The 20782-nt window shown below is 60.2% G+C and carries 22 protein-coding genes; 8 read left to right on the top strand and 14 right to left on the bottom strand.

Annotated features, from left to right (window positions below; genetic code table 11):
- Positions 1 to 20: 20 nt before the first annotated feature.
- From flgJ to HU727_RS01045, 6 genes are all read right to left on the bottom strand, one after another.
- Positions 21 to 1325: a flagellar assembly peptidoglycan hydrolase FlgJ gene (flgJ, locus tag HU727_RS01070; RefSeq protein ID WP_186532075.1), complete on the bottom strand. Its 1305-nt coding sequence runs from the start codon at positions 1323 to 1325 to the stop codon at positions 21 to 23.
- Between the two features lie 11 nt (positions 1326 to 1336).
- On the bottom strand, positions 1337 to 2425 hold the full coding sequence (locus HU727_RS01065; RefSeq protein WP_186532077.1) for a flagellar basal body P-ring protein FlgI: 1089 nt from the start codon (positions 2423 to 2425) through the stop codon (positions 1337 to 1339).
- A gap of 27 nt (positions 2426 to 2452) precedes the next feature.
- The gene (gene flgH, locus HU727_RS01060) at positions 2453 to 3148 is read right to left on the bottom strand and encodes a flagellar basal body L-ring protein FlgH (protein WP_042558188.1); all 696 of its coding nucleotides are present in this window, start codon (positions 3146 to 3148) and stop codon (positions 2453 to 2455) included.
- Between the two features lie 52 nt (positions 3149 to 3200).
- Complete coding sequence (flgG, locus tag HU727_RS01055) at positions 3201 to 3986, bottom strand: flagellar basal-body rod protein FlgG (protein ID WP_186532079.1); 786 nt, start codon at positions 3984 to 3986, stop codon at positions 3201 to 3203.
- A 45-nt stretch (positions 3987 to 4031) separates the two neighbouring features.
- Positions 4032 to 4772, bottom strand: coding sequence for a flagellar basal body rod protein FlgF (locus HU727_RS01050; protein ID WP_186532081.1), 741 nt, complete (start codon positions 4770 to 4772; stop codon positions 4032 to 4034).
- Positions 4773 to 5077: 305 nt separating this feature from the next.
- Positions 5078 to 6637, bottom strand: coding sequence for a sigma-54-dependent transcriptional regulator (locus HU727_RS01045; protein ID WP_186532083.1), 1560 nt, complete (start codon positions 6635 to 6637; stop codon positions 5078 to 5080).
- Between the two features lie 392 nt (positions 6638 to 7029).
- Here HU727_RS01045 and phhA point away from each other — a divergent pair, with 392 nt between their 5' ends.
- The 6 genes from phhA (at position 7030) to HU727_RS01020 (ending at position 11399) form a co-directional block, all read left to right on the top strand.
- A complete protein-coding gene (phhA, locus tag HU727_RS01040) occupies positions 7030 to 7821 on the top strand; it encodes a phenylalanine 4-monooxygenase (protein ID WP_186532084.1) in 792 nt (263 codons plus the stop codon).
- Positions 7822 to 7936: 115 nt separating this feature from the next.
- Positions 7937 to 8293, top strand: coding sequence for a 4a-hydroxytetrahydrobiopterin dehydratase (locus HU727_RS01035; protein WP_016771115.1), 357 nt, complete (start codon positions 7937 to 7939; stop codon positions 8291 to 8293).
- On the top strand, positions 8293 to 9486 hold the full coding sequence (locus HU727_RS01030) for an amino acid aminotransferase (protein WP_186532085.1): 1194 nt from the start codon (positions 8293 to 8295) through the stop codon (positions 9484 to 9486). The genes HU727_RS01035 and HU727_RS01030 overlap by 1 nt, the downstream gene beginning before the upstream one ends.
- A 227-nt stretch (positions 9487 to 9713) precedes the next feature.
- A complete protein-coding gene (locus HU727_RS25835; protein WP_264081965.1) occupies positions 9714 to 9845 on the top strand; it encodes a hypothetical protein in 132 nt (43 codons plus the stop codon).
- 68 nt (positions 9846 to 9913) lie between these two features.
- Complete coding sequence (locus HU727_RS01025; protein ID WP_186532086.1) at positions 9914 to 10096, top strand: hypothetical protein; 183 nt, start codon at positions 9914 to 9916, stop codon at positions 10094 to 10096.
- Between the two features lie 103 nt (positions 10097 to 10199).
- The gene (locus HU727_RS01020) at positions 10200 to 11399 is read left to right on the top strand and encodes an MFS transporter (protein ID WP_186532087.1); all 1200 of its coding nucleotides are present in this window, start codon (positions 10200 to 10202) and stop codon (positions 11397 to 11399) included.
- Here the strand turns inward: HU727_RS01020 and arfB are convergent.
- Both arfB and HU727_RS01010 read right to left on the bottom strand, forming a co-directional pair.
- Positions 11396 to 11809, bottom strand: a complete 414-nt coding sequence (arfB, locus tag HU727_RS01015; protein WP_016771119.1) for an alternative ribosome rescue aminoacyl-tRNA hydrolase ArfB — start codon at positions 11807 to 11809, stop codon at positions 11396 to 11398. The genes HU727_RS01020 and arfB overlap by 4 nt on opposite strands.
- Before the next feature lie 208 nt (positions 11810 to 12017).
- On the bottom strand, positions 12018 to 13439 hold the full coding sequence (locus HU727_RS01010) for an amino acid permease (protein WP_186532088.1): 1422 nt from the start codon (positions 13437 to 13439) through the stop codon (positions 12018 to 12020).
- Between the two features lie 924 nt (positions 13440 to 14363).
- Here HU727_RS01010 and HU727_RS01005 point away from each other — a divergent pair.
- On the top strand, positions 14364 to 14501 hold the full coding sequence (locus tag HU727_RS01005; protein WP_003222780.1) for a hypothetical protein: 138 nt from the start codon (positions 14364 to 14366) through the stop codon (positions 14499 to 14501).
- Positions 14502 to 14572: 71 nt separating this feature from the next.
- Entirely contained in the window at positions 14573 to 15538 is a 966-nt protein-coding gene (locus HU727_RS01000) for a M29 family metallopeptidase (RefSeq protein ID WP_186532090.1), read from the top strand.
- Between the two features lie 177 nt (positions 15539 to 15715).
- Here HU727_RS01000 and rluB read toward each other — a convergent pair whose 3' ends face one another.
- The 6 genes from rluB to HU727_RS00970 form a co-directional block, all read right to left on the bottom strand.
- Entirely contained in the window at positions 15716 to 16954 is a 1239-nt protein-coding gene (gene rluB, locus HU727_RS00995) for a 23S rRNA pseudouridine(2605) synthase RluB (RefSeq protein WP_186532091.1), read from the bottom strand.
- 143 nt (positions 16955 to 17097) lie between these two features.
- Positions 17098 to 17289, bottom strand: a complete 192-nt coding sequence (locus HU727_RS00990) for a DUF1289 domain-containing protein (protein WP_186532092.1) — start codon at positions 17287 to 17289, stop codon at positions 17098 to 17100.
- 128 nt (positions 17290 to 17417) lie between these two features.
- Positions 17418 to 18383 carry an SMC-Scp complex subunit ScpB gene (scpB, locus tag HU727_RS00985; protein WP_186532093.1) on the bottom strand — a complete coding sequence of 322 codons (966 nt, stop codon included), beginning with the start codon at positions 18381 to 18383 and terminating at the stop codon, positions 17418 to 17420.
- 11 nt (positions 18384 to 18394) lie between these two features.
- On the bottom strand, positions 18395 to 19216 hold the full coding sequence (locus tag HU727_RS00980; RefSeq protein WP_095187819.1) for a segregation and condensation protein A: 822 nt from the start codon (positions 19214 to 19216) through the stop codon (positions 18395 to 18397).
- On the bottom strand, positions 19217 to 19846 hold the full coding sequence (locus HU727_RS00975) for an L-threonylcarbamoyladenylate synthase (protein ID WP_186532094.1): 630 nt from the start codon (positions 19844 to 19846) through the stop codon (positions 19217 to 19219).
- A 13-nt stretch (positions 19847 to 19859) separates the two neighbouring features.
- Positions 19860 to 20723, bottom strand: coding sequence for a PHP domain-containing protein (locus HU727_RS00970; protein WP_186532095.1), 864 nt, complete (start codon positions 20721 to 20723; stop codon positions 19860 to 19862).
- Positions 20724 to 20782: the final 59 nt, after the last annotated feature.

Raw genomic sequence — 20782 nt, 5'->3', positions numbered from 1 at the left:
AGACCTTATTACCTGGTGCCTTATAAAGGCGTGGTGGAGACACCCGCCGCAGCGTAGTTTTCAAAACTGTTCATCTGCTTGGCAATTTGCGAAATCTTCGTCGCGTAGTTCGGGTCGGTGGCATAACCGGCCTTCTGCAACTCGCGTACAAACTGTTCTGGGTTATCGGCCGACTTGAGCACTTCTTGATAGCGATTGTTGCTCTGCAGCAACGTCACCAGATCGTGGAAGCTGTCCTTGTACGAGGCATAGGAACGGAACTCGGCCGTCTCCTTGACCATCGCGCCATTGCGGAACTCGCTGGTGATGGCGCGGGCCGAATCGCCCTTCCAGTTGCTGCTCGCCTTGATGCCGAACAGGTTGTGGCTGCTGCTGCCATCCTGGGCGCGCATGACCGATTTGCCCCAACCGGTTTCCAGTGCCGCTTGCGCCACCAGGTAACGCGGATCGACGCCGATGCGGTCGGCGGCTTCCTTGGCCATCGGCAGCATCGTATTGACGAATTCGTCGGCGGAACTGAAGGCTTTTTTCGCGGGCGCCAACGGAATCTGCGCCATCGCGCGGCCGTAGACCTGCATCTGCCCGCCAGCGGCTTTCTGTTCTTCGGCACGGGCCAGCCAATCTCCGTTGTACAGCGCGCCGGAACCGCTGACCGCAGGCGTCGCGGCACGTTGCGGCAAGGCATTGGTTGCTGCCGCTGTGGTAGTCACCGGTGCCGACGGCACCAGACCGGCGAGCAAGCGATCGGCCAGTTTCGGCGGCAGCGCCAGACGCCGCTGATTGATCAGCGCCATGTCGTTGCGATGGGAAATATCGGTGCTCGGCGCATGCACCGAACGCGACGCCCACAGCGGACGCTCGCCATTGAGGCGCGACAACGGGCCGTTGGTGGCGACAGTGCCGGCGGCAATCGGTGTCGGCACCGCGGCGGCCTTGGCCAGCGCTTCTTGCTGCTTGGCAGCGGACGCGGCCGCAGCCTCGCCCGGCGCCATGGGTTTGTTCTTCGACATCTGCCAGATCAGCACGTCGGCCAGACCGATACCACCGCCCTCGCGGGACATGGAAACGGCCAGTTGCTGGTCGTACATTTCCTGATATTGCTTGGCCGCCGGCGTGTTCAGCGGGTTGTCCTGGCCCAGCGCGTCAGTTGCCGAGCGCATCGACTTGAGCATCTCGCCAAGGAACAGCGATTCGAATTCCTGCGCCACTTTGCGCATGTTCTCGTCGCTGTTCTTGTCGCCGACCTTGAGCTGATTCAGGCGATTGAGGTCCGAGTAGGAACCCGAATCGCTGCTACTGACCAGACCGCTTTTGCGCATATCCATGGTGGCTGGCCTCAGATCACGATCAAGTCGGCTTGCAACGCGCCGGCCTGTTTCAAAGCTTCGAGAATGGCCATCAGGTCACCCGGCGCTGCGCCGACCTGGTTCACCGCACGGACGATTTCGTCTAGGGTGGTGCCCGGGCCGAACTTGAACATCGGCTTGGCTTCCTGCTCGGCATTCACACGGGAGCGCGGCACCACGGCAGTCTGACCGTTGGACAGCGGGCCCGGCTGACTGACAATCGGATCTTCGGTGATGGTCACGGTCAGGCTGCCGTGGGTCACGGCGGCCGGCGAAACCTTCACGTTCTGGCCGATGACGATGGTGCCGGTACGCGAGTTGATGATGACTTTCGCCACGGCCTGACCTGGGTCGACTTCGAGGTTTTCCAGGATCGACAGATAGTCGACACGCTGGCTCGGATCGAGCGGTGCCGTCACGCGGATCGAACCGCCGTCAATCGCCTGAGCGACGCCAGGGCCGAGCATGTCGTTGATCTTGTCGACGATGCGCTTGGCGGTGGTGAAGTCAGAACGGTTGAGGTTCAGCGTCAGGCTGTTGCCCTGGTTGAAACCGCTCGGCACCGAACGCTCAACCGATGCACCACCGGGGATGCGACCGGCCGACGGCACGTTGACCGTGATCTTCGAACCGTCACGACCTTCGGCGTCAAAACCGCCGACCACCAGGTTGCCCTGGGCGATGGCGTAGACGTTTCCGTCGATACCCTTGAGCGGCGTCAGCAACAAGGTGCCGCCGCGCAGGCTCTTGGAGTTACCGATCGAGGAAACGGTGATATCGACCTGCTGACCCGGTTTGGCGAACGCCGGCAAATCAGCACTGATCGATACCGCCGCGACGTTCTTCAACTGCACGTTGCCCGATCCCGGCGGCACCTTGATGCCGAACTGCGAGAGCATGTTGTTGAAGGTCTGCAAGGTGAACGGAGTCTGCGTCGTCTGGTCACCGGTGCCGTTAAGCCCGACCACCAGGCCGTAACCGATCAACTGGTTGGACCGCACGCCGGAAATGCTGGCGATGTCTTTCAGCCGCTCGGCTTGGGCATTGAAGGTCACCGACAACATAACGGCGGCCAGCATGAGGCTCTTGAAATTCAACGTAGCCACCTAGAAAGGGAACAGCGGGCTGAGGAAGAAACGGTCGAACCAGCCGGGCTGACTCGTATCGGCAAACGCGCCAGTACCCGAGTAGGTGATGCGTGCATCGGCAACACGGGTCGAGGACACGGTGTTGTCGGTGGCGATGTCATCGGCGCGAACCATGCCGGCGATGCGCACCAGTTCGTCACCGGTGTTCAAGGTCAGCCACTTCTCGCCGCGTACGGCAATGATGCCGTTGGGCAGCACGTCGGCCACGGTCACGGTGATCGAACCGGTCAGGCTGTTGCTCTGGCCGGACTTGGCGTCACCTTTGGTCGAGCGGTCGGCGCTGTAGCCGGCGTTCAGGCTCAGGTCCCCGCCACCAATCGGGTTGTTGGTGGTCAGGCTCGACCCGAACAACGAGGTCAGGCCGATCGAGTTGTCGCTGTTCTTGTCCATCTGCGAGTTCGCGTTCTTGCTCGCCTGGGTGCGCTCGTTCAGGGTGATGGTGATGATGTCACCGACCCGGAACGCCTTGCGGTCGCTGTACAGGTTTTGCTCGAAACCGGCCTGGTAGATCGAGCCATTGTTGGCTGCCGCCGGCAACGGCGTGCGCGGCAACACCGGGGCGTAGTAAGGGTCATTGGGCTTGGGTGTCGGGGCGACGCAGCCCGCGAGCGAGACGACCCCACTCAATGCCAGAACAGATACAAAGCGATTCATGACCCTACCTCACGGTGTTGCTGGCGACCTCATGGCCGCCCCAAAGACTTGATTACAGATTCTGCGTTACGAACGAGAGCATCTGGTCGGCGGTGGAGATCACCTTGGAGTTCATCTCGTAGGCGCGCTGAGTGGTGATCATGTTGACCATCTCTTCAACGGTGCTGACGTTGGACGTTTCCAGGGTGTTCTGCAGCGTGGTACCGAAACCGTTCAGACCCGGGGTGCCGATTTGCGGCGCGCCGGAAGCAGCGGTTTCCAGGAACAGGTTGTTGCCCACGGCCTGCAGACCGGCCGGGTTAATGAAGTCTGCAGTTTGCAGGTTGCCGATCACTTGCGCGGCAGGGTTGCCGGCGACCGAGATGGACACGGTGCCGTCACGGCCAACGGTGAAGGTCTGCGCGTCGTTCGGAATGATGATCGCCGGTTCCAGGGCGAAACCGCTGGCGTTGACAATCTGGCCATTGGAGTCGAGGTGGAAAGTACCGTCACGGGTGTACGACGTGGTGCCGTCCGGCTGCAGGATCTGGAAGAAACCGCGACCGTCGATGGCCATGTCCAGCGGCTGCTCGGTGGTTTGCAGGCTGCCGGCAGTGAAGTTTTTCTGGGTGCCGACGATGCGCACACCGGTACCCACTTGCAGACCCGACGGCAGTTCGCTGTCCTGGGTCGACTGGGCGCCTGGCTGACGCTTGATCTGATAGAGCAGGTCCTGGAACTCGGCACGGTCACGTTTGAAACCCGTGGTCGAGACGTTCGCCAGGTTGTTGGAAATGGTGGTCAGGTTGGTGTCCTGGGCGGACAGACCGGTTTTGGCAACCCATAGAGCCGGAAGCATTCGATTCTCCTCGTGCGCCTGTTTTACGGCGCGACGTTCTGATAATTAGGTGATCTGCAAGACCCGAGCCATGGCCTGGTCATCGTCTTTGGCGGTGTTCATCATCTTGACGTGCAACTCGAACTGCTTGGCCAGGGCCAGCACCGACGTCATTTCTTCCACGGCATTGACGTTGCTCGACTCGAGGAAACCCGACACCAGTTTTACGTTGGCGTCGATCGGCGCAGGCTGGCCGTCCTTGGTGTAAATCGAACCGTCGAGGCCTTTGTTCATGTTCTTGATGTCCGGATTGACCAGCTTGATGCGGTCCACCTCGGCCATCACGCGCGGGCCTTCACCCATCGCCCGAATGCTGATGGTGCCGTCTTCACCGACTTCGACCTGCTGCTCGGGCGGCACGGCAATCGGCCCGCCATTACCGATCACTGGCATGCCGTTGCCGGCGCGCAGAACGCCGAGGGCGTCGATGTTGAGGCTGCCGGTGCGCACGTAGCTTTCGCCGCCGCTGGGGTTCTGCACGGCAATAAAGCCGTTGCCGGACACCGCGACATCGAGTTCGCGACCGGTCTGCACCAGCGAACCCGGGGTGAAGTCGGTGGCGGGACGTTCGCTCAGGGCATACGCGCGCGCCGGAAAGCTGTCACCAAACACCGGCATCGAACGCGCCTGCTCGAGGTCGCGCTGAAAACCGTTGGTGGAGATGTTCGCCAGGTTGTTGGCATGCGCCCGCTGCGCCAGTGCGTTCTGGCTGGCGCCGGTCATTGCCACATAAAGGTACTTGTCCACACTCAATCCTCTGCATGCCGGACGTTTGCCGCCCACCGCTCTACTGCTGAGCCATAAGCAATTTGCAGACCAACTTTGTTCAGGCGGCAAAAGGCCCGGTAAACAAAGGACTTGAGGGGTTTGCAGGGGAATCAGGGAAAGTGGCAAAGACGAAAAACCGGCGGTGTCATGCCGGTTGGTGGCAACGCCTGACACAGCGATTGCCTGAACGACCGCTTTCGCGAGCAGGCTCGCTCCCACACTGAAATGCACATCCCTGTGGGAGCGAGCCTGCTCGCGAATAGCTCAGCCAATGCAACTTCCGGTCAGGATTCGGTTTTGCCGACCTCATACTCACGCAGCTTGTTGGCAATCGTCGTGTGCGAAACCCCCAGCCGCTTGCCCAATTGCCGGCTGCTCGGGTGCTCGGAATACAGCCGCTCAAGCACCGCTTTCTCGAAGCGCCCGACAATCTCGTCCAGCCCACCCTCCAGCGAAAAATCGCCAAGCGGCTGACGCACGCCGTAATCCGGCAGACGAATATGGTCGGCTTTGACGGTGCCGCCATCACACAGCGACACCGCCTGAAACAGCACGTTTTCCAGCTGCCGCACGTTACCCGGCCAATGGTAATGACTGAGCCGGTCCATCGCCGCTGGCGCCAGTTTCGGCAGCGGGCAGCCGATCTGCCGGCTGGCCTGATCGAGGAAATGTTCGACCAGAGGCGCCAGCCCATCAAGGCATTCGCGAAGCGGCGGTATGTGCAACGACAACACGTTCAGGCGGTGGTACAAATCCTGACGAAACTCGCCGCGCGCGCACAGCTCCGACAAGTCCACCTGGGTCGCACAGATCACCCGCACATCCAGATAAACCTCTTCGTCACTGCCGACGCGACGGAAGCAGCCGTCCTGCAAAAAGCGCAGCAGTTTGACCTGCAAGCGCGGGCTCATCTCATCGACGCCGTCGAGAAACAGCGTACCGCCGGCAGTCAGCTCCAGCAGGCCGAGTTTGCCCTCGGCCCGTGCGCCTTCGAAGGCACCGGGACCGTAGCCGAACAACTCTGTCTCGGCCATCGACTCCGGCAGCCCTGCGCAGTTGAGCGCCATCAAGGGCGACTGTCCGCGCGGGCTGGCCAGATGACAGGCCCGCGCGAGCAACTCCTTGCCGGTACCGGTTTCACCTTCGATCAGGAGCGGCGCATCCAGCGGCGCCATGCGCCGGGCTTCACGGACAACGGCGGCCATGACTTTGGAACTCTGGAAGATACTGTCGAAGCCGCGCAACTCTTGCTTGCGCACATTGTAAATACGTTCGCCGACGCGGTCGGCGCGGTGCAGTGTCAGTACCGCACCCGCCATCGCTTCGCTGTCGTCATGCTCCGATTGCAACGGCGCGATGTCGGCAAGAAAGATGTCGCCCTTGATCTTGACCCGCATGCCGTTGATTCGCGATTTGTTGGCGCGCACCAGTTCCGGCAGGTCGAAATCCTCGGCATAGCGCGACAGCGCAATCCCCGGCACTTCATCGACGCGCACACCGAGCAACTGCGCCGCAGCACGGTTGGCCGCAACGATCGAGCCGCCCATGTCGATCGACAGCACCGGAAACTCCAGCGCACCGAGCAGCGCGTTCAGTTCCATGTGCCGGCGCTCGCTGGGCATCAGCCCTACCCGCTTGACCCCGAACACCCCGGCAATTGCCTCGAACTTTGGGCGCAGGGCCTGGAACTGGATGTTGATCAGGTTCGGGCAATGCAGATAGATCGCGTTGCCATGCTCACCGCCAACCTCGCCGCGCGCCACGTTGATGCCGTACGCCACCAGCAGATTGAGAATGTCGCGCAGGATGCCGATGCGGTTCTGGCAGTGGACTTTGATGCGCATATATAAGGCCCGACAAGATTTTAGGGAGTGAACACAACCCCTGTGGGAGCGAGCCTGCTCGCGAAGGCGCCAGCACATCCAATATTGATGCGTCAGACAGACCGCTTTCGCGAGCAGGCTCGCTCCCACAGGTTTTCGCGGCGCACCTCGAACTTGTTTTCTGTCGAGGCACACAGATAGTTGTCAAGATTATGTGACAGCTTCTGCCCTTTTCAAACCCGCGAATCGCCGTAAATGCGCATTACCCGACAAACCGTAACGATAAGTTTACGAAATCAGCAGAATTTTCCTACGCCCACAAGGTTCAACATGCTGCGCGCCGTCCCGCCCTCAGGTATTCCTTTGTCATCGCTGGACATAACAAAAACGAATTCCCCTAGCAGGAGAGCAGCATGAAGCAGACGCAATACGTGGCTCGTGAGCCCGATGCGCAAGGTTTTATCGACTACCCCGCCGAAGAACACGCGGTGTGGAATACGCTGATCACTCGCCAGTTGAAAGTGATCGAAGGCCGCGCGTGCCAGGAATACCTGGACGGTATCGAAAAACTCGGTCTGCCCCACGACCGCATCCCGCAACTGGCCGAGATCAACAAAGTGCTCGGCGAGACCACTGGTTGGCAAGTCGCCCGGGTGCCGGCGCTGATCCCCTTTCAGACCTTTTTCGAATTGCTCGCCAGCAAGCAGTTTCCCGTCGCGACGTTTATTCGTACCCGCGAAGAACTGGACTACCTGCAAGAGCCGGACATTTTCCACGAGATTTTCGGCCACTGCCCGCTGCTGACCAACCCCTGGTTTGCCGAATTCACCCACACCTACGGCAAGCTAGGCCTGCAGGCGACCAAAGAAGAGCGCGTATACCTGGCGCGGCTTTACTGGATGACCATCGAATTCGGTCTGGTCGACACCCCGCAAGGCAAGCGCATTTACGGTGGCGGGATTCTGTCCTCGCCCAAAGAAACCGTCTATTGCCTGTCAGACGAGCCTGAACACCAGACCTTCGATCCGCTGGAAGCCATGCGCACGCCGTATCGCATCGACATCCTGCAGCCGCTGTACTTTGTCCTGCCGAACCTCAAGCGCCTGTTCGACGTCGCCCATGAAGACATCATGGCCATGGTTCGCCAGGGCATGCAGTTGGGCTTGCACGCGCCGAAATTTCCGCCGAAACCCAAAGCCGCCTGAACCGCGACTTTTACTGACAATTGCGCCTGTGCGTCGCCGTCACTTTGGTTTAGCGTGACGGCATCAAAGGCTCACACGCTTTAATAAAAAACACACTCGATTTCAGGAATACGCCATGTCCACTTTGAACCAAGCCCACTGCGAAGCCTGCCGCGCCGATGCGCCACAAGTCAGCGATGAAGAACTGCCGATCCTGATCAAGCAGATCCCTGACTGGAACATCGAAGTACGCGACGGCATCATGCAGTTGGAGAAGGTCTTTCTGTTCAAGAACTTCAAACACGCGCTGGCGTTCACCAACGCAGTCGGCGAAATCTCCGAGGCCGAAGGTCACCACCCGGGCCTGCTGACCGAGTGGGGCAAAGTCACCGTGACCTGGTGGAGCCACTCGATCAAAGGCCTGCACCGCAACGACTTCATCATGGCCGCGCGCACTGACGAAGTGGCAAAGACCGCAGAAGGACGCAAGTAATGCAATTCGACGCCATCGGCCGGGTGCCCGGCGACCCGATTCTCGGTTTGATGGAGGCTTATGCGCAGGATGCCAATCCGCGCAAGTTCGACCTCGGCGTTGGCGTCTACAAGGACGCCCAGGGCCTGACGCCGATCCCCGAAGCGGTGAAAATCGCCGAAGCGCGTCTGGTTGAAAGCCAGGACACCAAGACTTACATCGGCGGCCACGGCAATCCGTTGTTCGGCAAGGTCATCAATGAACTGGTGCTGGGCGCCGACTCGAAGCTGATTGCCGAACACCGCGCCGGCGCCACCCAGACGCCCGGCGGTACCGGCGCCCTGCGTCTGGCTGCAGACTTCATCGCCCAATGCCTGCCAGGCAAGGGCGTGTGGCTGAGCAACCCGACCTGGCCGATCCACGAAACCATTTTCGCGGCGGCCGGGGTCAAGGTCAGTCATTACCCTTACGTGGGCAGTGACAACCGTCTCGACGTCGAAGCAATGCTCGCTGTGCTCAGGGAAGTGCCAAAGGGTGATGTGGTGCTGCTGCATGCGTGCTGCCACAACCCGACCGGTTTCGATCTGACCCATGACGACTGGAAGCGCGTACTGGATGTCGTACGCAGCCGTGATCTGTTGCCGCTGATCGACTTCGCCTACCAGGGTTTTGGCGATGGTCTGGAGCAGGACGCGTGGTCGACTCGCCTGTTCGCCGCCGAAGTACCTGAGGTGCTGATCACCAGTTCGTGCTCGAAGAATTTTGGTCTGTACCGCGACCGCACCGGTGCGCTGATCGTCTGCGCAAAAAGTGCGGAGAAGCTCATCGACATCCGCAGCCAACTGGCCAACCTCGCCCGCAACCTGTGGTCGACGCCGCCGGATCACGGCGCGGCAGTGGTCGCGACCATCCTCGCTGATCCAGAACTGAAAGCCCGCTGGGCCGATGAAGTGGAAGCCATGCGCCTGCGTATCGCGCAGCTACGCAGCGGCCTGGTCGAGGCACTGGAACCGCACGGTTTGCGCGAGCGTTTTGCGCACATTGGGGTACAGCGTGGCATGTTCTCCTACACGGGTCTTTCGCCGGAGCAGGTGAAAAATCTGCGTGAGCGGCACAGCGTGTACATGGTCAGCTCGGGCCGGGCGAATGTCGCCGGCATCGATGCAACACGTCTCGCCTTGCTGGCGGATGCCATCGCTGACGTCTGCAAATAACTCCCGCCGACTGCTCGTCAACACTTCGCGTGGGAACGAGCAACACCGCTTTCGCGAGCAGACTCGCTCCCACATTTGATTTTTGTGGGGGCCTCCTGCCCTGCGGCCATCTGTCGCATTAATTTGAATTAAAAGTCTGATTGTCATTTTTCCTGCTGTATCCTGCGCAGGCTTTGTAAAAGCGCGGAGCACCTGATCTATCAACAGACTTAGCGAGGAGCGCAACCATGCACGAGATTCCTAATCTCCCCTTCCCAAGCCTGCACGTACCTGAGCAGACGACCCCGCAACACGCCAGTGCTGAAAAGCCCGAGCCGCAAGAAGCCGCTGACAGCCGCAAAGCCGACAGCGAAGAGTAAAACCCGCCGTACAGACCGTGTGGAAAGCGCTAACATGCGCTTTCCACACTGCCTGAATGGAGCCCGCCATGACCGATGAATTCTCTGAAAACCAAGCTGCCGTCCTGATCGGCGCCACCGAGAAAATGATCGAGATCTGGAATCGCCTTTCGCCTGAAAAACAGGCCGCCCTGCTCGAGCGTTTCGGCAGCGAAGAGAACGCCCTCGCCGCCCTGGTCACCACACAACTGGTCGCCCCGGCGAAATCCTGAAACCGCCGCCCGGCAAATAGTTTTACTTTTCCCCGCCCCTGATCGATTCACGCCGGTATCATAAGCAGCCTATCTAATCTGCTGCTCCCGTGGATCGTTGCCCATGTCGCCCTCTATACCCGAGCCACAGCGCCCCTTGGCGGTCACGCTGCAAGTGGTCTCCATCGTCCTCTTCACTTTTATTGGTTACCTGAACATCGGCATTCCGCTTGCCGTGTTGCCGGGCTATGTCCATAGCGACCTCGGTTTCGGCGCAGTGATCGCCGGGCTGGTGATCAGCGTGCAATACCTCGCCACCCTGCTCAGTCGTCCTTATGCCGGCAAGATCATCGATAACAAGGGCAGCAAACGCGCGGTAATGATTGGCCTGGCCGGTTGTGGTTTGAGCGGTGTGTTCATGCTGATTTCGGCGTGGACGCCGAACCTGCCGTTGCTCAGCCTGATCAGTTTGCTGATCGGACGCCTCGTACTGGGCAGCGCTGAAAGCCTCGTCGGCTCAGGTTCGATCGGTTGGGGTATCGGCCGCGTTGGCGCGGCCAACACTGCCAAGGTCATTTCCTGGAACGGCATCGCCAGTTATGGCGCGCTGGCGATCGGCGCGCCGTTTGGTGTCTGGCTGGTGAGTCGGCTGGGCTTGTGGAGCATGGGCGTGAGTATCATCCTCCTCGCCTTGCTCGGCCTGGCGCTGGCGTGGCCGAAAACTGCCGCGCCGATTGTCAGCGGTGAACGCCTGCCCTTCATGCATGTGCTGGGAAAAGTGTTCCCCCACGGCTGCGGGCTTGCGCTGGGCTCGATCGGCTTCGGCACCATCGCCACTTTCATCACCCTGTATTACGCGACGCAACATTGGGATAACGCCGTGCTGTGCCTGAGCCTGTTCGGCGCGAGCTTCATCGGCGCCCGGCTGCTGTTCGGCAACCTGATCAACCGCTTGGGCGGCTTTCGCGTGGCAATTGCTTGCCTCTCGGTAGAGACCTTGGGGTTGTTGCTGTTGTGGATCGCACCGGATGCGCATTGGGCCTTGGCCGGTGCGGCATTGAGCGGTTTTGGTTTCTCGCTGGTGTTCCCGGCGCTGGGCGTGGAAGCGGTGAATCTGGTACCGGCATCGAGCCGTGGTGCGGCGGTCGGTGCCTATTCACTGTTCATTGATTTGTCGCTGGGGATCACCGGGCCATTGGCCGGGGCGATAGCGGCAGGGTTCGGTTTCGCCTCGATCTTTCTGTTCGCCGCGCTCGCAGCCCTGGGCGGGCTCGGCCTGAGCGTCTATCTGTACAAGCACACGGCGAAATACCGCGAGGCTTAAAAATCCACCTTCCCGCGCCCGGCCTTGATGCTGCCGCGCTTGGTTTTCGACTCAAGCCGACGCTTCTTCGAACCGAGGGTCGGCTTGGTCGGGCGACGTTTCTTTTCGACTTTGGTGGCGCTGAGAATCAGCTCGACCAGACGTTCCAGGGCATCGGCGCGGTTGGCTTCCTGGGTCCGGTACTGCTGAGCCTTGATGATCAACACGCCATCGCTGGTGATACGACTGTCGCGCAGCGCAAGCAGACGCTCCTTGTAAAACTCCGGCAGCGACGAATTGGGAATGTCGAAGCGCAAGTGCATGGCGCTCGATACCTTGTTGACGTTCTGCCCACCGGCGCCTTGAGCGCGGATGGCCGTCAATTCGATCTCGGCATCCGGCAGATGCACATTGTTGGAAATCACCAGCATGGAAAAGCGTCCGTAATCTGAACGTGCAGGATACTTGATTCACTCACCCCCTGTGGGAGCGAGCCTGCTCGCGAAGGCGGTTTCCACCTGAAGTTAATGCAAGCTGGGACGACGCTTTCGCGAGCAGGCTCGCTCCCACACGAGAACATTTGTGCGCAGAAACAACAAACCCGGCACTCTGGCCGGGTTTGTTGTTTATGCGTCTTGCTTATTTGGCGACCGAACCCGCCACAGGCAAGGCCTGCCGCGCTTCGCGCTTGTTCTTGATCACGTAGCAGACCCACATGAACACGACCCACACCGGAATCGCATACACCGAGATCTGGATGCCCGGAATCAACAGCATCACACCGAGGATGAACACCACGAACGCCAGGCACACATAGTTGCCGTACGGATACCACAGCGCCTTGAACAGCGGCGTTTGCCGGGTCTTGTTCATGTGCTGGCGGAACTTGAAGTGCGAAAAACTGATCATCGCCCAGTTGATCACCAGCGTCGCAACCACCAGCGACATCAGCAGTTCCAGCGCGTGCTGCGGGATCAGGTAGTTGAGCAACACCGCAACCAGCGTCACCGCGGCCGAAGCCAGAATCGAACGCACCGGCACGCCGCGCTTGTCGATCTTCGCCAGGCCTTTCGGCGCGTCACCCTGCTCAGCCATGCCCAGCAGCATGCGGCTGTTGCAGTAGGTGCCGCTGTTGTACACCGACAGCGCCGCCGTCAGCACGACGAAGTTGAGGATGTGCGCGGCGGTGTCGCTGCCGAGCATCGAGAACACTTGCACGAACGGGCTGCCGCTGTAGGAATCGCCGGACGCGTTGAGGGTTTCCAGCAGGCTGTCCCATGGGGTCAGCGACAGCAGGATCACCAGCGCGCCGATGTAGAAAATCAGGATACGGTAGATCACCTGATTGATCGCTTTCGGAATCACGGTTTTCGGCTTGTCGGCTTCGGCTGCAGTGAAGCCGAGCATTTCCAGACCACCGAAAGAAAACATGATGATCGCCATGGCCATCACCAGACCGCTCACCCCGTTCGGGAAGAAACCACCGTGGGCCCACAGGTTGCTAACCGACGCCTGCGGGCCGCCATGGCCGCTGACCAGCAGGTAACTGCCCAGCGCGATCATGCCGACGATCGCCACGACCTTGATGATCGCAAACCAGAATTCGGCCTCACCGAAGACCTTGACGTTGGCCAGGTTGATCGCGTTGATCAGCACGAAAAATGCGGCAGCGGAAACCCAGGTCGGAATGTGGGGTGCCCAGTAATGAATGTATTTGCCGACCGCCGTCAGCTCGGACATGCCCACAAGGATGTACAGAATCCAGCAGTTCCAGCCCGAAAGGAACCCGGCGAAACCGCCCCAGTACTTGTGCGCGAAATGGCTGAAGGAACCGGCCACCGGCTCTTCGACGATCATTTCACCAAGTTGGCGCATGATCATGAAGGCGATGAAGCCGCAGATGGCATAGCCGAGGATCATCGACGGGCCGGCGGATTTCAGGACCCCGGCCGAGCCGAGGAACAATCCGGTACCGATCGCGCCACCGAGGGCGATCAGTTGAATATGGCGATTTTTCAGGCCGCGTTTAAGCGTACCTGGCTGCGAGGGTTGTCCACTCATGAAAAAGGTCTCACGCAAGGTTTGATGATGTTCAGTAGACGTTGCTGCAAGGTTGCGATTTCAGGCAGCCCCGATCAAACCCCAGCGCAGGCACCAGGAGTTCAGCTTTTTTACAACGGTCATGCGTCACCTGTTTGTTTTTATCTGTGACGAAATCGAACCCGGCACGCTTGTGGCGCAACGGAGTGAACAAGGCGGATGGCCTTGATGTGTGCGATTACGCAGAGGGTCACAGTTAAAACGCGGCGCATTGTACACCGCCAACCCCCTGCTGCCAGACCCCGCCTGATCAGCGTGTCGGTTGCCGGGATTGCCTGTGTCCGCTTCGGTACGCGCGAGCGGCTGCAAAAATTGAGTCAGGCCTTTGCAGGCCATCGACGGGGACGAGGAAAAAACCGTCCCACGGGGAGAAGTGGAAATCAGTCGCGGCGTTCATTGCGCCTCCTTCTTGTTATTCACCTGCACGACAGGCATGGGAAGCATCACACCTTGCCCGAGCGCCGGAAACAAGCGCGCCAGAGCCTTGCCTGGCGTCTGCTCCGGCAGCTTTCGGCAGTTTTTCCTTACAGCCGCACGAGAGACTACGAACCGGTGTAACGACGGGCTTGTTTCGTCACGTTTTCTTTACAAGGCGTAACGAAGTTTTTCCAAATCAGAAATTTCTGCAGGACGTCTGCATATTGACGGTAGCTAGCTTGCTATCGGTTTTCCCCTCTAGTTTTTTGTTTTCAAATAAGAAAACGCTTCCTGAAAAACAGAACAAAAAGTCTATTTAAAAATTAAATGGATAAAATTTTGCAATACAAAAAAGCCTGAACTAGGTTTTCCACGTCTCACCGGCCACCTTGACCGGTCAGTCATCGCAGTGCCCAAACGTGAGCCTGCGAAGCTAAAACACCGTGAAAGCCATCTAGGAGATCGACCATGCAAGCACTCGAAAAAGACTTGGATACCGAACTGCAACTGGACGAATGGTTTGAAGCGCCAACCCATGAAGCCGCCGTGGAAATGATGCAAGCCGACGCGGTGGTTCCGTTCGGCACGGCGATGTGGCCTCTGTAACCCATCCCGGGCAGGCACGGTCCGGCCGGTCGTGCCTGCCGCTTCATTTCCCGGTCAGTCAGGGAGGATTCATGGATAAGCCACGCGCCATCTCGCATTTCCTTTACTACCTCGAACATCACCCTGCCCTTGCCGGTCTCGACTCGGCGAAGGTACTGCTCGGCCACACGGCCGATTACGAAGCGCTGACCGGCGCCATCGCCGAGCAGGCCGGCGAGCATCCACGCTTTACGTTCAGCGCCCGTCGCCTGGATCTGGAAAGCACCGCAGCGCTGACCTCGGCCATTGCCAACAGCGATCTGTACATTTTCTTCTACGACTCTTCCACCCTGCCCAATCCGCGCCCCGACGGCCCGGAGTTCGTCCGCGCGCTGCAAGCGGTCATGGCGGAGAACTGGAAGAAGTCGCTGCTGTTCAAGGATTACGGCGACTATTTCTACGACACCTTCAGCATCGCCCCGCAACGCATCGCGGGCCTTAACAGCCACTTGATACAGCGCATGTCGCAAGCCACCACACTGAGTTTTACCGACGAACACGGCTCACGCTTTGAAACGCCGCTGAGCAGCATCAAGAAGTGGACTGACATCAACGGTGTCGGCAACTTCGACCTCGCGCCGGGCGAGATCGCCACGCACAGCGAGGCCATCAACGGTCATGTGAAGTTCAAGGGCACCTTCCTCAGCACCATCCCGTTCGCTCGCAAATACGGCGTACTGGAATCACCGCTGGAGCTGTGGATCGAGAACTCGACCATCAGCCGCATCGCCACCGATGTGCCGGGGCTGGAACACGATTTCAACCGATACCTGGACGCGAACCCGTCGAACCGGCGCATCGAGGAACTCGGGATTGGCACCAATGAAGGGGTGAAAGACTTGTACGCGCGAAATGCCGGGTTCGAAGAGCGGCATTGCGGGCTGCACCTCGGGTTGGGTGGTGGTGCGAAGGGCAGCCATCATCTGGACCTGATCTTCTCCGGCGGCGTGCTGGCGCTGGACGACAAGCCGGTCTTCGACGGAAGATTTGTCTTTTGAGCGACTGACGCCTTCGCGAGCAGGCTCGCTCCCACAGGGGATTTGTGTACGCCGCAGATCCAATGTGTGAGCTAGCCTGCTCGCGAAAGGACCCTGTCAGAGGCTGCATGAGTTTCGTCAGACGAAAAAAAACGCCAACCCTACGGTTGGCGTTTTTTCATTCGGCGCTAAACCCGATCACTCCGGCTTCTTGCGACCAAACCCCGGACGCTGACCTGAGCCGGCCGGTGCGCCGCGACGCTTGCCCGATGGCTTGTCGTCACCTACCAGTTTGATCCCCGGACGCTTCGGTGCCGGTTTCGCTGGGCGCTTGTTGGTGGTGTCCGCTGGACGATCCGCCACTGGCGTGCCGCGACCGGCAGGTGCGCCCCGCTCGCCCCGCTCGCCACGCTCGCCACGCTCGGTGCGACCGTTGGCCGGGCGCGGAGCGCGCTCGCCGTCACGGGCGACTGGCTTGCGACCTGGACGCTCGCCTTCGATCTGCGGCTCACGGCCCGGACGTGGCCCGGTCGGTGCGCCAGCGGCTGGACGCAAGGTGCGCACGCGCTCGGTCTTGGCCATCGGCCGCGACGATTTGCGCTGCATGCGTTCCAGCTTGTCCTTGCTCTTGGCGTTCAGTTGCGGCATCGCTACCGGCGTCAGGCCCACTTCAGCACTGAGAATGTCGACTTCGTACTGGCTCATTTCGCGCCAGCGGCCCATCGGCAGGTCGGAGTTGAGGAACACCGGACCGAAACGCACGCGCTTGAGACGGCTGACCACCAGACCCTGGGATTCCCACAGACGACGAACCTCACGGTTACGACCTTCCATCACCACGCAGTGATACCAGTGGTTGAAACCTTCCCCACCCGGCGCCTGCTTGATGTCGGTGAACTTGGCCGGACCGTCTTCCAGCACCACGCCAGCCTTCAGGCGCTCGATCATTTCGTCATCGACTTCACCGCGTACACGTACGGCGTATTCACGGTCCATTTCGTAGGACGGATGCATCAGGCGGTTGGCCAGTTCACCGTCGGTGGTAAACATCAGCAAACCGGTGGTGTTGATGTCGAGGCGACCGATGTTGATCCAGCGGCCTTCTTTCGGGCGCGGCAGCTTGTCGAACACGGTCGGACGGCCTTCCGGATCGTCACGGGTGCAGATTTCGCCATCGGGCTTGTTGTACATGATCACGCGGCGCACCATTTCGGCGGCCTCTTCGCGCTTGATCACCTTGCCATCAATGGTGATGGCGTCGTGCATATCGACGCGCAGACCAAGGGTGGCGTCTTTGCCATTGACCTTGATCCGGCCTTGGCTGATCCAGGCTTCGACGTCACGGCGCGAGCCGACGCCGATACGGGCGAGGACTTTCTGCAGCTTTTCGCCTGCAGGTCCGATTTCCTGGTCGTCTTTCTGAATGATGTCACTCATCTGGGCACCTCCCGGTGTGGTCTGTTCAGGCGGCGCCTGAAGCATTGGAATCTGTGTACTTTGCCGAAGGGATCGGCGAAGGGTCGCGAATCATACGCGGATGCGCGTCATCGCGCATCAGAGACTAGCTGATCAAGGCAAGGTTATTTCTTTTTCCGCCGACCGGCACTACCGAGTTTGATCAGGCGCAAAGCCGCTTCGGCCAGCACCGTGCTCTTGCCATCCTTGTCGAGCTTCTTCCAGGCCTTGATTTCACGCTTGCTGCGACCGCAACCGAGACAGATGTCGTCGTTGAATTTGCAGAGGCTGATGCACGGGTCCTTGGTGGAACTCATCACTCACTCCGAATATGCACCGTTTCCTGTGGGAGCGAGCCTGCTCGCGAAAGGGCCCTGTCAGTCGACGTCATCGTTGTCTGACACACCGCATTCGCGAGCAGGCTCGCTCCCACAGTTGTTCGTAATCAGTCTTCGAACTCGCGCCGTTCGGCTTCGATGGCTTCGGCCAGTGCGCGGGCTTCGGCTTCTTCTTCGCTCAGCTCCGCTTCCGGCTGTTCGAGGGCGGCGACGGCGGCCAGGAGTTTCTCGCGAGCTTCGGCGACACCGAGAATGTCTTCTTCCGGTTCGGCGACAGGCGCGGCTTCAGGTTCAACTGCACTCGCGGGCTCGGTGACCCCGGCTTCAGATTCGATCACCTGCGCTTCGCCATCCACCGCATCGCGCAGCAAGTCGTCGAAGTCGGTTTTGATCCCCTCCTCCATGCTGTCCAGTTCCAGCAGCAGACTGTGGAAACTGGTCTCTTCCTTTTCTTCTTCAGGCTCGGCGCTGGCGTCGGCAAGCTCCTGCAGACTTTGCGGCACGGGCGCGTCGTCAAAATCGAGCACCGGCTCCGCTTCCATCTCGCGCAGCTCGGCCAGCGGCGGCAGGTCTTCAAGGTTTTTCAGGTTGAAGTGGTCGAGAAACGCCTTGGTCGTGGCGAACATCGCCGGTTTACCCGGCACGTCGCGATAACCGACGACGCGGATCCACTCGCGCTCAAGCAGGGTTTTGACGATGTTGCTGTTGACCGCCACGCCACGCACGTCTTCGATTTCGCCACGGGTGATGGGTTGGCGATAGGCGATCAGCGCGATGGTCTCCAGCAGCGCACGGGAATAGCGCTGCGGGCGTTCTTCCCAGAGCCGACCGACCCAGGGCGAGAACTTCTCGCGAATCTGCAGACGATACCCCGATGAGACTTCCCTGAGCTCGAACGCACGGCCCTCGCAGGATTTGCCCAGCAGCGTCAGGGCTTTCTTGAAGACGGCGGGCTCGGGCCGCTCGCCCTCTTCAAACAGTTCAAACAGGCGCTCAAGGGATTGCGGCTTTCCCGAGGCCAACAGAAAGGCTTCAAGCAGGGGCGCCAGCTCGCGGGGTTCAGTCAGGTTCATATCTGGACTCGTTATTCGGCTCGGGCTCGCACGTGGATCGCGGCGAACGGCTCATTCTGCACCAGCTCGACCAAGGATTCCTTGACCAGTTCAAGGATCGCCATAAAAGTCACCACCACACCCAGACGACCCTCTTCAGCGGTGAACAGCTCGACAAACGGCACGAAGCCGCCGCCCTTGAGCCGCTCCAGCACATCGCTCATGCGCTCACGGGTGGACAACGCTTCACGGCTGACCTGGTGGCTCTCAAACATGTCACCACGGCGCAGCACTTCGGCCATGCACATCAGGATTTCTTCGAGCGCAACATCGGGCAACAGCTTGCGCGCACGCGCTTGCGGGGCGTCGAGTTTGGGCACGATCACATCGCGACCGACCCGACTCAAACCGTCGATGCCTTCGGCGGCGGCCTTGAAGCGTTCGTATTCCTGCAAGCGGCGGATCAGTTCGGCGCGCGGATCGTCTTCTTCGTCCTCGACGGTTTCGGCCCGTGGCAGGAGCATCCGCGATTTGATCTCGGCCAGCATCGCCGCCATCACCAGGTATTCGGCAGCCAGCTCCAGACGCACCGACTGCATCAGCTCGACATAGCCCATGTACTGGCGAGTGATTTCCGCCACCGGAATGTCGAGGATGTTGATGTTCTGTTTGCGGATCAGGTACAGCAGCAGGTCGAGCGGGCCTTCGAACGCTTCAAGGAAGACTTCCAGCGCATCCGGCGGAATGTACAGGTCCAGCGGCATTTCCATGACCGCCTGGCCGTAGACCATGGCAAACGGCAGCTCTTGCTGAGCGCCGGCCTGAGGGTCGACCACGGTTTCTACTGCGGACATTCAGGCCTCGACCATGAACGGCGCAGGGTCGCCGCAACCGACGCGCACCACTTCCGGGTCGTCGCCGGTCAGGTCGATCACGGTGGAAGCTTTGATGCCGCCGAAGCCGCCGTCGACGATCAACTCCACTTGATGCTCAAGCAACTGACGCATTTCGTACGGATCGCTGAGCGGATCTTCATCGCCGGGCATGATCAGCGTCACGCTCATCAGCGGCTCGCCGAGCTCGGCCAGTAGCGCCAATGCGATCGGATGGCTGGGTACGCGCAGGCCGATGGTGCGTTTTTTCGGGTGCAGGAGCAGCCGTGGCACTTCGCGGGTGGCGTTGAGGATAAAGGTGTATGGGCCAGGCAAGTGCGCCTTGAGAATCCGGAAGGTGCCGGTGTCGATCTTGGCGTAGTTGCCCAACTGCGACAGGTCGCTGCAGATCAGCGCGAAGTTGTGCTTTTCATCGAGCTGACGCAGGCGTCGCACGCGCTCGATCGCATTCTTGTCGCCGATCTGACAACCGATTGCGTAGGAGGAGTCCGTGGGATATATCACCACCCCGCCCTTGCGGATGATCTCGACCGCCTGTTTGATCAGGCGCGCTTGCGGGTTTTCCGGATGTATCTGGAAAAATTGACTCACGTTCTCTACCTGTTCAGACGGCGGCAATATCTGTGTCATGTTTGAACCGACACCACAGGGGTGGAAGGTCCTCGGGAACCGGCCGGTACTGGCCGATCTCGGACCAGCCGCCAGGGCCATGGAAGTCACTGCCAGCGCTGACCAGCAGACCGAACTCACGGGCAAGGATCGCCAGGCTGCCCACCTGTTCCGCAGGCTGATGGCCGTTGACCACTTCGATGGCATGCCCGCCTGCTTGAATATAGTCGGCAATCAGCTTTCGGCGTTTGCTACGGGTGAAATCGTAGTGCCAGGGATGCGCCAGGCTGACCCAGGCGCCAGCGGCGCGAAGCGTGCCGACGGTGTCTTCAAGGGTCGGCCAGTGCAACTTGACGTCACCCAGCTTGCCGGCGCCGAGCCATTTGCGAAATGCCTCGGCGCGATCCTTTACATACCCTTCACGCACCATCCAGTCGGCGAAATGCGGACGGGCCGGCGCGTTGCCGCTGTCGCCCAGTTCCTGCTGGACCTGCCGGGCGCCATCGAGCGCACCGGGCATGCCTTTGAGGGCGAGCTTGCGGCTTATTTCTTCCGACCGCAGCCAGCGACCATCGTGCAATCTGGCGATGGCCTCGACCAACGGCGCGGCGTGGACGTCAAAACCATAGCCCAACACATGAATGGTCGCCCCGCCCCAGGTGCAGGACAATTCGACGCCATTGACCAGTTGCATGCCCAATTCATTGGCGGCCGTGCGCGCTTCGGCGAGGCCTTCAAGGGTGTCATGGTCGGTCAACGCCAGGACTCGCACGCCGTTTTCGAACGCACGCGCAACCAGAACCGCAGGCGCCAGGGCGCCATCGGAGGCCGTGCTATGGCAGTGCAAATCAACATTCACGGGGAGTTGTAACCTCAAATCAGCTGGCGCTATCGCGCGCCCATATGTTTGTTATTATG

The organism is Pseudomonas khorasanensis (assembly GCF_014268505.2).
GTDB lineage: Bacteria > Pseudomonadota > Gammaproteobacteria > Pseudomonadales > Pseudomonadaceae > Aquipseudomonas > Aquipseudomonas khorasanensis.
This window is presented reverse-complemented; position numbering and strand designations above follow the sequence as displayed.